This is a genomic window from Pseudonocardia charpentierae, assembly GCF_031845345.1.
Lineage (GTDB): Bacteria > Actinomycetota > Actinomycetes > Mycobacteriales > Pseudonocardiaceae > Pseudonocardia > Pseudonocardia charpentierae.
The window spans coordinates 14,682-27,524 of sequence record NZ_JAVREJ010000039.1 but is presented as its reverse complement, the minus strand read 5'-3'; the positions used below and the strand labels follow the sequence as shown (position 1 = coordinate 27,524).

Below are 12,843 nucleotides of genomic sequence, written 5' to 3'. Positions count from 1 at the left end.
CCGCTCCGGTGATGAGGCCGGCGAGGCTGCCGAGCAGGCTGCTGCCGCCGTCGAGCATCTGCGACGTCTCACCGGTCGTGTTGCCGAAGGCGCAGTCGTTGGTGAGGTTGCCCTCCGTGGTGTCCGCGAACGCGACCGAGGACACGGCGAGCAAGCCGGTGGCGGCCGCGGCCACGATGATTCCAGCCTTCTTCAGCACAGTTCGTCTCCTGACGAGTGGTCCGGACGCGGTCCGGAGCATTTTCTTCAAGTCTGCGCCCGGGTTGGGGAGCCGACGCCGACTGAGGAGAAAGCTATACGGCGGATCGTCGTTTATCAACTCCGGTACCACTATCGGGTGACCCATTCTTTTTGTGTTCTGGTTACGCTCCCGATCGGGTGAAATCGTGGTCCGGGAGATATGGCGCGCACTGGTATGACGGGTGTCCGGCAGACGTTGCTGCGGGCGTGCAGAAGGGCCCGGACCATGCGGTCCGGGCCCTTCTGGTGAGGCGTCCGCGATCAGCGGTTGAACGAGTCTTCGATCTCCCGCTCGGTGACGGTCGCGGTGGTGTTGCCCGAGCCGCTGTCGACCAGGTCCTTCAGCTGCACGTTGTTGCAGTTGGCGGCGTTGGTCTGCACGGGGAGGTTGGTGACCGCGCCCGTGAGCGGGGAGAGCACGCCGAGCAGGCCCGACCCGCCGAAGAGGCCCTGCGTCGTCTCGCCGGTCGTGTTGCCGAAGGCGCAGTCGTTGGTGAGGTTGCCCTCCGTGGTGTCCGCAAGCGCGAGGCCCGACAGGGCGAGCACACCGGTGGCCGCGACGGCCGCGATGATTCCAGCCTTCTTGAGCATGTTCATCTCCTGGTGAAGGGTCCGGAAGTGCTCCGGATCAGTTGATTTCCTGTCGGCGACAGGGGGGAGCATCACCGACCACGATAAAAGTAGCGCACTAGCGCAGGGCATTCAAATTCCGTACCACTATCGAGTGGTCGCCGAATTCGAGCCGAAAGTTACGCACCTGATCGGGTGATTGCATCTGTCAAGAAAGCGCCGGAGGGCCCGGACCGACGGTCCGAGCCCTCCGGGAAAACACTAGCGTCAGCGGCGCGGGCCGTTGCCGCCGTTGAACGAGTCGTCGATCCAGGTGCGCTGCACGCTGGTGTCGGCGTTGTTCGAGTTGATGTCGACCGCGTCCTCGAGGTTCACGTTGTTGCAGTTCAGCAGGTTCGTCTGGATCGGCGCGTTGGCGACGGCGCCGGTCACCGGTCCGAGGACGCCGAGCAGGCTCGACCCACCGAAGAGACCCTGGTTGGTCGCGCCGGTCGTGTTACCGAACTGGCAGTCGTTCGAGATGTTGTCCGAGTTGACGTCGTTCTCGACAACGCGCGAGTGACCCTTGTGGTCCTTGCCGTAGTGCTTGTCGGCGTCGTGGCCCTTGTCGCCGGCGAACGCCAGCGGGCTCAGCGCCAGAACGCCGGCGGTCGTGGCGGCGAGGATGATTCCAGCCTTCTTCAGCACAGCAGATCTCCTGGTGGGTCGTGAGGCCGACCACGTCGGGCGCTCAATTCAGGTCGGCGTTGACAGGGGAGCACTCGCCGACTGCGGATAAAGCTAGTGGTGCGTAGGCCGTTGTTTCAAATTGCTTACCACTATCGAGTGAATTGATTACTTGGACGACCGGTTACGCCTCCCATCAGGCGACTCGTCGACGAGGAATGCGGCTCGGTGCCCGACGCACACGAACTCAGCGTGATCTCTTTTCACCCCGTGGAGGCGAAACCTTTCCCGATCGCACACTGCGTGATCGGGGGCTGTCTCCGCGGTCCGGCCGTAGGGTGTGGCAGTGAGCGAGGCGAACCGGGCCGGGCGGGAGTTCGTGGCCCTCGCGCTGCGGCTCCGACGGCTGGTTCCGGAGCTCGTCGAGGTCGTGACGGCGGACCGGGTGGTGCGCCGGGCCGTTGCCGCAGAACCCGTGCCGACGGCTGCGGAGCTGGTGCAGCGGGCCGGCCGGCTCGCAGCCGAGCTTCCCGACTGCGGCCTGGACCCCGGTCGCGAACGCTTCCTCGCCGGGCAGCTGCGGGCCGTCGAGTGGCGGGCCCGCCGGCTCGCCGGCCAGCACGTGCCGTTCGCCGTCGAGGTGGAGGCGTGTCTGGACGTCGCCGCGGTGCCGGGCGAACCCGACGAGTACCGGGCCGCCCACCGCGAGCTCGCCGCGCTGCTGCCCGGGAGTGCGCCGCTCCGCGAGCGGCTGGCCGCCCAACGGACGAGCGATGCCGTCGATCCCGACCGGCTCGGCGCGGTCGTCGGAGCGCTCACGACCGGCCTGCGGGCGCGGGTGGCTCCCCGCTACGGACTGCCGCCGTCCGAAGCCGTCAGCCACCGCATCGTCGACGACGGCCCGTGGAGCGCCCTGCACACCTACTCCGGCCACGGCCGCTCGGTCGTGCGGATCAATGCGGGCGCACGGCCGACCGCGGGCCGGCTGCCGCGCCTTCTCGCGCACGAGACCTACCCCGGCCACCACGTCGAGTGCATCCGGGCTGAGCTCGCCGCCGCGCGCGGACACGCCGAGCTCGCCGTGACCGTCGCCGGTTCTCCGTGGACCGTGCTGTCCGAGGGCCTCGCCGAGTGCGCGCTCGACACTGCCGTCGGTGCCGGGTGGGGGCCGTGGAGCGAGCAGGTCCTCGCGTCGGCCGGCGTCGACACCGACGGTCGCCTCGCCGAGCGGGTGGACGTCGCTCTGGCGACCCTGCGGCGCGTCCGGCTCGACGCGGCGCTGCTGCTCCACGGCGACGGCCGGCCCACGGCGGACGGCGTGGGAGCCGCACGGGCACACCTGCGGCGATGGCTGCTGCTCGACGACCACCGCGCGCGCCGGGTGGTCGACGCGCTCGCCCGCCCGCTGTGGCGCACACAGGTCGTCGCCTCGGTCGAGGGCACCGCACTGGTGCGCGCGTGGCTCTCACGGACCGGTGCCGACCCCGTCGACGAGCACCTCCGCCTCCTTGATGCTCCGCTCGTGCCGAGCGCGCTCCGCGGCCGTACGAGTACTGAGGGTTGCTTGATCTACGACGGGCGGTAGCGGATCAACGACGAACGGTAGGCCGGAGCGTTAATTCTGGGCGACCGGCGTGATGATCTGTCCGTGTTGCTGTTGACCGCACCGGGTCGACCGCCGATATCGTCCGCAGTGGCGGGCCGTAGCCGATGCGGACCGCCCGGGAGGCCCTGGTTGGTGCTACTGAGCCTTTTTCGATCTCCGGACGCCGCGACGTACCTTCCGGTACGGCGGCGGGACGGTGTTCGAGGAGGGCTCTCACCTGAGAGGGCCGGCACCCGGCTCTCGCGGACCCTGTCGGCGCGGTACCTCCGCGTCGTGCGGGGGTCGCGCCACGGCAGCCCGGCCCACCGGAGACGTGGGTGCGGTGCCGCGCCCGCGAGGGAGCATCCGTGACCGACAGCCCCACCCGCTGTTACGTGCTCGACACCTCGGTCCTGCTGTCCGACCCGTGGTCACTGACCCGGTTCGACGGACACGAGGTGGTCCTCCCGCTGGTGGTCATCTCCGAACTGGAGGGCAAGCGCCACCACCCCGAGCTCGGATGGTTCGCCCGCACCGCCCTGCGTCAGCTCGACGAGCTGCGCATCCTGCACGGCCGTCTCGACGCCCCGGTCCCCATCGGGTCGGGCGGGGCGACGTTGCACGTCGAGCTCAACCACACCGACCCGGAGGTGCTCCCCGCAGGATTCCGCAGCGACGCCAACGACAGCCGCATCCTCGCCTGTGCGCTCAACCTAGCCGCGGAGCGCCGCGCCGCCGGGCTCGGCGAGGTCGTGCTGGTCACGAAGGACATGCCGCTGCGGGTGAAGGCCGCGGCCGTCGGTCTTGCAGCCGACGAGTACCACGCGCTCGACGTCGTGCCCTCGGGCTGGACGGGCATGGCGGACCTCGAGGTCACGAGCGCCGACGTCGACAGCCTGTTCCACGACGGCGTCATCGACGTCGACGCCGCCCGGGACCTGCCGGCGAACACCGGCCTGCGGCTTCTCGGCGGCAGTTCGGCGGCCTTGGGCCGGGTGACGGCGGACAAGCGTGTGCGGCTGGTCCGTGGCGACCGGGAGGCGTTCGGGCTGCACGGTCGTTCGGCGGAGCAGCGGATCGCGCTGGACCTGCTGCTCGACCCCGAGGTCGGGATCGTGTCGCTGGGCGGCCGGGCCGGTACGGGCAAGTCGGCCCTCGCGCTGTGTGCCGGACTGGAGGCGGTGCTGGAACGCCAGCAGCACCGCAAGGTCGTCGTGTTCCGGCCGCTCTACGCCGTGGGTGGGCAGGAGCTGGGCTACCTGCCCGGCAGCGAGAGCGAGAAGATGGCGCCCTGGGCACAGGCCGTCTTCGACACGCTCGGCGCCGTGGTCAGCCAGGACGTCATGGACGAAGTCCTGGCGCGCGGGATGCTGGAGGTGCTTCCGCTCACCCACATCCGCGGCCGGTCGCTGCACGACTCCTTCGTCATCGTCGACGAGGCGCAGTCGCTGGAGCGCAACGTGCTGCTGACGGTGCTGTCGCGCCTGGGCACGGCGTCGCGGGTCGTGCTGACCCACGACGTCGCGCAGCGCGACAACCTGCGGGTGGGCCGGCACGACGGCGTCGCAGCGGTGATCGAGAAGTTGAAGGGCCACCCGCTGTTCGCCCACGTCACCCTCACCCGGTCGGAGCGGTCACCGATCGCGGCGCTGGTGACGGAGATGCTGGAGGGCCCGGGGGCGTAGCGCCCGCCCTGACGTAGCGAAAGCGGCTTTCGGTGCACTGAGCGCACTGAAAGCCGCTTTCGCTGCATGGGTCAGAGCCCGTGTGGAGTGCCCTCGGTGAAGCCCGCCGCCGTCTGGATGCCGACCACGGCGCGAGCGGTGAACTCGTCGAGCGAGCGGGCGCCCGCGTACGTGCAGGCCGACCGGACGCCCGAGCAGATCCCGTCGAGCACGTCCTCCACGCCTGGGCGCTGCGGGTCCAGCCACTGGCGCGACGACGAGATGCCCTCCTCGAACAGGGCCTTGCGCGCCCGGTCGAAGCTGCCGTCGCCGCGCGTGCGGGCGCTGACCGCGCGCTTGGACGCCATGCCGAACGACTCCTTGTACGGCCGCCCGGACTCGTCGCGCAGCAGGTCGCCCGGCGACTCGTAGGTGCCCGCCAGCCACGAGCCGATCATGACGGCCGACGCCCCTGCCGCGAGGGCCAGCGCCACGTCGCGGGGGTGCCGGACGCCGCCGTCGGCCCAGATGCGCACCCCGTGGTCGCGTCCGGCGGCGGCGCACTCGAGCACGGCCGAGAACTGCGGGCGCCCGACGCCGGTCATCATCCGGGTGGTGCACATCGCGCCCGGTCCGACGCCGACCTTGACGATGTCCGCGCCGGCCTCGGCGAGGTCACGCACGCCCGCCGCGGTGACCACGTTGCCGGCCACCACAGGAACGGGGGCCTCGTCGACGACCGACCGGACCGCCCGCAGTGCGTCGAGCATCTTCTCCTGGTGGCCGTGGGCGGTGTCGACCACCAGCACGTCCACTCCTGCGTCGAGCAGCGCCTTCGCCTTCACCGCGACGTCGCCGTTGATCCCGACGGCGGCCGCCGTCCGCAGCCGGCCGCGGTCGTCGACGGCCGGGGCGTAGATCCCGGCGCGCACCGCGCCGAGCGAGGTGAGCAGGCCGGCGAGCCGGCCGTCGGCGTCGAGACCGAGCGCCACCCCGCGCGGGCCGAGGGCCTCGAACACCTCCCGCGGCGGGGCGTCCAGCGGCAGGGTCAGCGGCGACGGGTCGAGCACGTCGGCGAGGCGGGTGAAGCGGTCGACACCCGTGCACGCCCCCTCGTCGACCGTTCCGACCGGGCGGCCGGCGTCGTCGACCACCACCACGGTGCCGTGCGCCCGCTTGGGCAGCAGGTTCAGCGCATCGGCGACCGCGTCGTCCGTGTGCAGCACGAGCGGGGTGTCCCACACGGGGTGCCGGGACTTGATCCACTCGACGATCCCGGCCATGGCGTCCGGCGCGACGTCCTGCGGGAGCACGGTGAGCCCTCCGCGGCGGGCCAGGGTCTCGGCCATCCGGCGGCCCGCGACCGCCGTCATGTTGGCGGCCACGATGGGCACCGTTGCGCCGGAACCGTCGGCCGTGGTCAGGTCGACGTCGAAGCGGGAGGTCACCGCCGACCGGCCGGGGACGAGGAAGACATCGTCGTAGGTGAGATCGCGGTCGGGTACCTGGCCGTCGAGGAAGCGCACGGTGAAGGGATTCTACGCGGCCTCCACCTCCGTGGACCGATGAGTTGTGTGGTCGCCCACGGTCGGGAGGACATGCCTGATCTCGTCGTCCCTGCCACGACCGACGAGCGGCCCCGCCGCCGCGCGGACCGCACGCGGCGCGCGGTGGCGGCCGCCGTGGCCGTCGCCCGCGAGCACGGGCTCCGAGTCGACGAGCCGGTGGTGCTCAACGACCGGTTCTCGGTGCAGGTGCACCTGGCGCCCGCCCCCGTGGTGGCCGGGATCTCGACCTGGACCGCCGAGCTCCGGCCCGACATCACGGACTGGCTGGCGCGGAAGGTGGCGGTGACCGACCACCTCGAAGCCGTGGGCGCGCCGGTGGTCGGGAACAGCCGCGAGCTCCCGCCGGGCCCGCACGAGCGCGACGGGTTGGCCATGACGTTCACGACGTGGGCGCCGCCCGATACCGACCGGACACCGGGCGCCGCCGACTGCGTGGCGATGCTGCCGGACCTGCACACCGCGCTGGCCACCTATCCCGGCGAGCTGCCGCTCCTCGCCCCGGTGCACCAGGACGTCCCGCGCGGCCTCGCCGCGCTGGACCGCCACCCCGACGTGCTCACCCCGGAGGAGCGCGACCGGCTGCTGAGCGCGCACGAGCGCCTCGCACCGTTCGCGGCCGCCCCCGGTGACGTGACCGTGCTGCACGGTGATCTGCATCCCGGGAATCTCCACGCCACCGGCGGCGAGCTGCGGTGGATCGACTTCGAGGACGTCTGCCGCGGCCCGGTGGGCTACGACCTCGCGCTGCTGCGCTGGATGGACCCGACGGCGGGCGACGGCTGGGCGGAGCCCGAGCAACTCGCCCTCTGCTCGGATCTGCGGGCGGTGTACCTCGCGTCGTGCATGATCGCGTTCCGCGACGTCTTCGGTGACGATCCGGAGTGGGACGGCTACATCCGCTGGTTCGTGAGCCGGATCAGCTCCTGATCGCCCCACCGTTCGGGGTGCGGGCGGGCAGCAGGGCCCGCACGGCGTCGATCGTGTCGGCCTCCGCCGCGGTCTTGTCGGGCCGGTAACGGACGACCCGCGCGAAGCGCAGGGCGACGCCGCCGGGGTAGCGGGTGCTGCGCTGCACACCGTCGAGCTCGATCTCCACCACCAGCTCGGGGCGCAGCAGCACCTCGTTGCGCCCGCGCTCGCGGGCGTACTGCGGGAAGGTCTCCGTCTGCCAGGCGAGCAGGGCGTCCGTCATGCCCTTGAACGTCTTGCCGACCATGACCGGCTCGCCGCCGTCCGGGTCGCGCGCGCCGAGGTGGATGTTCGACAGCGTTCCCGTACGCCGGCCGTACCCCCATTCGGCACCGAGGACGACGAGGTCCAGCGTGTGCACCGGTTTCACCTTCTGCCAGGCCCGCCCCCGCCGGCCCGCCGCGTACGGGCTGTCGAGCGCCTTGACCATGACACCCTCGTGCCCGGCGGCCAGCGCGCGCTCCAGCAGCGCGGCGGCCTCGTCGGCCGACGGTCGCAGCACGCCCGGCATCCGGTGGGCACCGGCTGCGCGCTCCAGCGCCTCCAGCCGGCGCGACAGCGGTTCGTCGATCAGGTCGATGCCGTCGAGGTGCAGGCAGTCGAAGAAGAACGGCCGCAGAAGCAGTTCGTGCGTGTCGGCTCCGAACCGGCTGGCGGTCTCCTGGAACGGGCGCGGACGGCCGTCGTCCTGCAGCGCCAGCGTCTCGCCGTCGAGCATCACGCTGCGACACGGCAGCGATCGGACCACCTCCACCAGCTCGGGCACCCGCTCGGTCACCTCGCGCAGGGTGCGGGTCCACACCCGGACCTCGTCGCCGTCGCGGTGCACCTGGATGCGGGCCCCGTCCAGCTTGTACTCGACCGTGACGTCCGACCCGAGCTCGGCGAGCGCGGAGCCGAGGTTCTCGGCGGGGCTCGCGAGCATCGGCCGGACCGGGCGGCCGACCTCGGCGACCACCGCCTCCAACGCCACGACGCCGCCGGTGAGCGCGAGCCGGGCGGTGTCCGGCAACCGGCCCGACAGCATGAACGCCCGGCGCACTGTCGCAGCCGGGACCTCGCCGGCCACGGCGACGGCCTCCAACATCACGCCTTCCAGCGCGCCCTGGCGCAGCTCGCCGGTGAACAGCCTCTGAAGAAACCGCTGCTCGTCCGCCGTCGCGGCGCCGAACAGGGCGTCGAGCTGCGCCGACCGACGGGCCGTCGATCCCGTGCCGGAGGTGGCGGCCAGCGCGTCCAGCCGGGCCTCGACGTCCCTGATCTCCAGGCTCGGCTCGGCCGCGGGCGGCACGTCCAGACTCGCGAGAGTGCGCCAGCCCGCCCCGAGCCGACCCTGGCGCGGCTCGCCCGTCAGCCACGCAGTGGCCGGCTCGATCTCGTCCGGTGCCGCGGCGCGGAGCAACGCGGCCAGCGCGGCAGCCTTCGCGGTACGGGCGCGGGTGGCCCCGACCGCGGCGGAGCAGGCGACGACCTCGGCGAGCAGCACGCTCCGATTGAAGCAGCGCCCACCGACAGGAACCGCCGCCCAGGGGTACCGGGGTTCGCAGCATGGTGGCTTTGCTGCGGTCGGAGTGCAGCAAAGCCACCATGCTGCACTCCCGCTTGAGCCGCGGATCAGCCGATGGCGGCGCGGACCCGCTCGGTATCCAGCCGCACCACGGTCCGGTCGCCTGCGTCCGGGAGTCCCGGGCGGGTGACGGCGTCCACCGTGATCTCGCCACCGTCCGTGGCGACCACGAACCGCGTGACCGCGCCCAGAAAGGTCCGGGTGACGACGGTGCCCGGCTCGCCCGGCCCCTCGTCGCCGACCGTCAGCGCCTCAGGGCGGACGATCACCGTGTCGGCTCCCGGCTCGCCGTCGAGCTCCGCCGACTCTCCCAGAACGCGCACCCGGCCGGGGCCGTCCGGCGCCGCTGCGAGGCGGTTCACCACGCCGACGAACGCGGCCACGAACGCGGTGGCGGGGGAGGCGTAGACCTCCAACGGCGGGGCGACCTGTTCCAGCCGGCCGGCGTTGAGGACCGCCACCCGGTCCGCGATCGCCAGGGCCTCGGACTGGTCGTGCGTCACGAACAGCGTGGTGATGCCCTCGGCGAGCTGCAGTCGCCGGATCTCGTCGCGCAGCTGCACGCGCACGCGGGCGTCGAGGGCGGAGAGCGGCTCGTCCAGCAGCAGCACCGAGGGAGAGACGGCCAGCGCCCGGGCCAGCGCGACCCGCTGCTGCTGGCCGCCGGACAACTGGTGCGGGTACGATCCGCCCCGGTCGCCGAGCCCGACGAGCTCCAACAGCTCGTCCGCCCGCCGGCGCCGCTCCGGCGCCGCGACCTTGCGCATGCGCAGACCGAACGCCACGTTCTCCGCGGCCGTCATCGTCGGGAACAGCGAGTACGCCTGGAAGACCATTCCGGTGTCGCGACGGCTCGCGGGCACGTCCGTCACGTCGTGCCCGTTGATCAGCACCCGGCCCGAGGTGGGACGGTCGAACCCGGCGAGCAGCCGCAGCGCCGTGGTCTTGCCGCACCCCGACGGGCCGAGGAGAGCGAGCAGCTCACCGGGGCGCAGCGCCAGATTCAGCCCGGCGAGGGCGTGTGTGCCGCCGAAGCTGCGGCGGACGTCCTCGAACTCGACGGCGGCACTGCCGCCGGTGGTGCCGGTCATGACGACGATCCTTCCGATCGCGTGCGGCGGCCTCCGGCGAACGAGACCGCCAGCAGCAGCACCCAGGTGATCAGCAGGCTGGCGAGCGACAGCGCGACCGCGACCCCGGCCGTGCTGCGCCCGACCTCGACGATCGCGATCGGGAACGTGTCGGTGTAGAGCAGGATCCGGGCGATCACGATCTCGCCGAGCACCAGCGCGAGCGTGAGGAACGCCGCGCCGAGCACGGCGCTGCGGATCGCCGGCAGCACCACCCGCCGCAACGCCGTGGCCATCCCCGCCCCGAGATTGCGGGCGGCCTCCACCAGCGTGCGCAGGGGGATCGCGGCGAGCCCGTTGTCGACCGCGCGGTAGGCGAACGGCAGCGCCAGCACGACGTAGAACGGGGTGAGTGCCGTGGTCGACGAGGCGAACAACGCGCGGAACACCGGGCCGCCGAGGTTGGCCTGCACGAACGCGATACCGGCCGCCATCACGACCGGGGGGATGACGATCGGCAGGATCGTCGCGCTCTCCAGCGCCCCGGCCAGCCCGGGCAGCCGCAGCCGCACCCACACGGCCGTGGGTACGACCAGCACCAGCACGAGCACGGCCGTGGCCACCGCGATCTGCAGCGACGTGAACAGCGCCGCGATCAGCACCGGATCGCGGGCGATCGCCAGCCAGTTCGAGAGCCCGTACCCGCCGCCCGGGGTCCGCAGGCTGAACTCGGCCGCGGCGAGCAGGGGAAGCAGGAAGTAGACGGCGGCGAGCGCGAGCACGACCACCCGCCAGCGACGGCCGCGCGTCACGGTGCTCCCCTCACCGGGTCCACCGGGCGGCCCGCCGCTGCAGCACCAGGTAGCCGACCATCACGACCGAGATGACGACGACCATCGCCAGCCCCAGCGCCAGCCCGACGTTCTGCCGTCCGGCGATCACGTTGCCCGACAGGGCCGTGGCGATCGCGGTGGGTACCAGCGGGATGGACCCGCTGGTCAGTGCCAGCGCCGTGGCGTACGCCGCGAAGGCGTTGCCGAACAGCACCAGCGTCGCGCCGCCCACCGCGGGCGCGAGCACCGGCAGGGCCACGTGCCGCCAGTACTCCCACGCCGACGCCCCGAGGTTCTCCGCGGCCTCCCGCCACTGTGGCAGGAGGCCCTCCAGAGCCGGGGTGACCAGGATGACCATGAGCGGGACCTGGAAGTAGACGTAGGTCAGGCCGAGGCCGGTCAGCGAGTCGATGCGGAAGCCCGCCGCGTAGAGGTCGAGGCCGATCCCGCGCAGCCACAGGGTCGCCAGCCCGGTCTGCCCCAGTGCGGCGATGAACGCGAACGCCAGCGGCACACCCCCGAAGTAGGCCAGCACGCCCGAGGCCGTGGACATGATCCGGCGCAGGGGACTGTCCGGGCGGCTGGTCAGCACCGCCTGGGCCAGGAACGTGCCGAACACCGCGCCGACGAGCGCCGTGACCACCGACAGCGCGACGCTCGACGCGAACGCGACGCGGTACTGCGGCTCCGTCAGCGCCGCCACCACGTTGTCCAGCGTTGGGCGGCCGTCCGGGTCGGACAACGCTCCGCTGATCACGAAGTAGAGCGGGCCGCCGAGGAAGACCAGCAGGTACAGGACGAACGGGACCAGCCCCAGCAGGGCGCGGCTGCGCCCTGCGCGCGGGGGTGCCGGATCCTCGGCGACGTCGCGGGGAGCGTCGACGAGCTGCGTCATCGATCTGCCGCCGGACTTGCAGCCGTCACGCCGTCACGCCGTCGCGCTCGCCCAGGTCTGCGCCACGACCTGCTGCGCGGCGTCCGTCTCCTCCTGCGTGGGGAACTGGGGCTCGCCCTGCACGGGCGGCAGGACCGCGACCAGCGCCTTGTCCGCGGTGCCGGCCTCGGTCATCGCGTCGAGCCGGACCGGCCGGGCCTTGCCGGCCAGCCACAGGTTCTGTCCCTCGTCCGAGTAGAGGTACTCCTGCCACAGCCGGGCGGCCGCGGGGTGCGGCGCGTTCTTGTTGATCGCCTGCGCGTAGTACTGGGCGAACAGGCCGTCAGACGGCACCGCGACCTGCCAGTCGAACGACGCCTTGTTCTTCTCGGTCTCGGTGACGTTGAGGTAGTCCCAGTCGAGCACGATCGGCGTCTGGCCGCTCTGGATCGTCGCGGGCGTCGGGTCGATCTTGAGCAGGTTGCCGCTCTTGGCCAGGCTGCCCCACCAGGTCACTCCCGGCGCGATGTCGTTGAGCGAGCCGCCGTTGGCCAGCGCCCCCGCCCAGACCCCGGCGAACGCCGAGGCGGCCTGCGTCGGGTCGCCGTTCAGCGCGACCTGACCCTTGTAGTCCGGCTTGGCCAGGTCGGCCAGCGTCTTCGGGCAGGTGGCGACCAGCTTCGCGTTGCAGCCGATCGAGACGTAGCCGCCGTAGTCGTTGACCCAGGCGCCGTTCGCGTCCTTGTTCGCCGCGGGGATCGAGTCCCACGTGGCGACCTGGTACGGCGCGAACAGGGCGACGTTCTTGTTGGCGAACGACTGGCCCAGGTCGAGCACGTCCGGCGCGCGGTCCTGGGTGCCCAGCTGCTGGACGGCGTTGATCTCGTCCTGGCTGGAGCCCTCGGGGTTCGCCGAGTTCACGGTGATGCCGTACTTCTTCTGGAACCCGTCGATGATCGCGCCGTAGTTCGCCCAGTCCGGCGGCAGCGCGATGACGTTGAGCGTGCCCTCCTGCTTCGCCGCCGCGACGAGCGCGTCCATCCCGCCGGCCGCGGCAGCTGTGGTGGCCGTGGCCCAGGCGTTGCCGGACGGCTGGGCGCCGCCCCCACCGCCGCCTCCGCCACCGCCGCTGCTCACGCAACCGGCAGTGGTGAGAGCGAGCAACGCCGCGACGGCGGCGGTGATCAGGCGACGTGCCGGAACAGTGGACATGTCCGGCAATGTAGCGCCGGGGTCC

11 protein-coding genes and 1 pseudogene are annotated in these 12,843 nt (G+C 72.1%); 3 read left to right on the top strand and 9 right to left on the bottom strand.

Annotation, left to right across the window (positions count from 1 at the left end):
* From RM445_RS29650 to RM445_RS29640, 3 genes and pseudogenes are all read right to left on the bottom strand, one after another.
* Positions 1 to 199, bottom strand: a pseudogene (locus RM445_RS29650) (hypothetical protein); the annotation flags it as partial.
* Between the two features lie 302 nt (positions 200 to 501).
* Positions 502 to 903 carry a hypothetical protein gene (locus RM445_RS29645; protein WP_311560173.1) on the bottom strand — a complete coding sequence of 134 codons (402 nt, stop codon included), beginning with the start codon at positions 901 to 903 and terminating at the stop codon, positions 502 to 504.
* Positions 904 to 1,077: 174 nt separating this feature from the next.
* Positions 1,078 to 1,497 (bottom strand): hypothetical protein, encoded by a 420-nt coding sequence (locus RM445_RS29640; RefSeq protein ID WP_311560172.1) that lies wholly within the window; start codon positions 1,495 to 1,497, stop codon positions 1,078 to 1,080.
* Positions 1,498 to 1,822: 325 nt separating this feature from the next.
* Here RM445_RS29640 and RM445_RS29635 point away from each other — a divergent pair, with 325 nt between their 5' ends.
* Entirely contained in the window at positions 1,823 to 3,061 is a 1,239-nt protein-coding gene (locus tag RM445_RS29635) for a DUF885 domain-containing protein (protein ID WP_311560171.1), read from the top strand.
* 368 nt (positions 3,062 to 3,429) lie between these two features.
* A complete protein-coding gene (locus RM445_RS29630; RefSeq protein ID WP_311560170.1) occupies positions 3,430 to 4,746 on the top strand; it encodes a PhoH family protein in 1,317 nt (438 codons plus the stop codon).
* A 71-nt stretch (positions 4,747 to 4,817) separates the two neighbouring features.
* Here RM445_RS29630 and RM445_RS29625 read toward each other — a convergent pair whose 3' ends face one another.
* The gene (locus RM445_RS29625) at positions 4,818 to 6,251 is read right to left on the bottom strand and encodes a GuaB1 family IMP dehydrogenase-related protein (RefSeq protein WP_311560169.1); all 1,434 of its coding nucleotides are present in this window, start codon (positions 6,249 to 6,251) and stop codon (positions 4,818 to 4,820) included.
* Between the two features lie 72 nt (positions 6,252 to 6,323).
* On the opposite strand from RM445_RS29625, the gene RM445_RS29620 reads away from it, so the two are divergent.
* The gene (locus RM445_RS29620; RefSeq protein WP_311560168.1) at positions 6,324 to 7,220 is read left to right on the top strand and encodes an aminoglycoside phosphotransferase family protein; all 897 of its coding nucleotides are present in this window, start codon (positions 6,324 to 6,326) and stop codon (positions 7,218 to 7,220) included.
* On the opposite strand, the gene RM445_RS29615 is transcribed toward RM445_RS29620, so the two are convergent.
* The 5 genes from RM445_RS29615 to RM445_RS29595 all read right to left on the bottom strand — a co-directional run bounded on the left by RM445_RS29615 (position 7,210) and on the right by RM445_RS29595 (position 12,818).
* A complete protein-coding gene (locus tag RM445_RS29615; protein ID WP_311560167.1) occupies positions 7,210 to 8,748 on the bottom strand; it encodes an ATP-dependent DNA ligase in 1,539 nt (512 codons plus the stop codon). The genes RM445_RS29620 and RM445_RS29615 overlap by 11 nt on opposite strands.
* 128 nt (positions 8,749 to 8,876) lie before the next feature.
* The gene (locus RM445_RS29610; RefSeq protein ID WP_311560166.1) at positions 8,877 to 9,920 is read right to left on the bottom strand and encodes an ABC transporter ATP-binding protein; all 1,044 of its coding nucleotides are present in this window, start codon (positions 9,918 to 9,920) and stop codon (positions 8,877 to 8,879) included.
* Entirely contained in the window at positions 9,917 to 10,711 is a 795-nt protein-coding gene (locus RM445_RS29605; protein WP_311560165.1) for an ABC transporter permease, read from the bottom strand. The genes RM445_RS29610 and RM445_RS29605 overlap by 4 nt, the downstream gene beginning before the upstream one ends.
* A gap of 10 nt (positions 10,712 to 10,721) precedes the next feature.
* On the bottom strand, positions 10,722 to 11,627 hold the full coding sequence (locus RM445_RS29600) for an ABC transporter permease (protein WP_311560164.1): 906 nt from the start codon (positions 11,625 to 11,627) through the stop codon (positions 10,722 to 10,724).
* Positions 11,628 to 11,660: 33 nt separating this feature from the next.
* Complete coding sequence (locus tag RM445_RS29595) at positions 11,661 to 12,818, bottom strand: ABC transporter substrate-binding protein (RefSeq protein WP_311560163.1); 1,158 nt, start codon at positions 12,816 to 12,818, stop codon at positions 11,661 to 11,663.
* Positions 12,819 to 12,843: the final 25 nt, after the last annotated feature.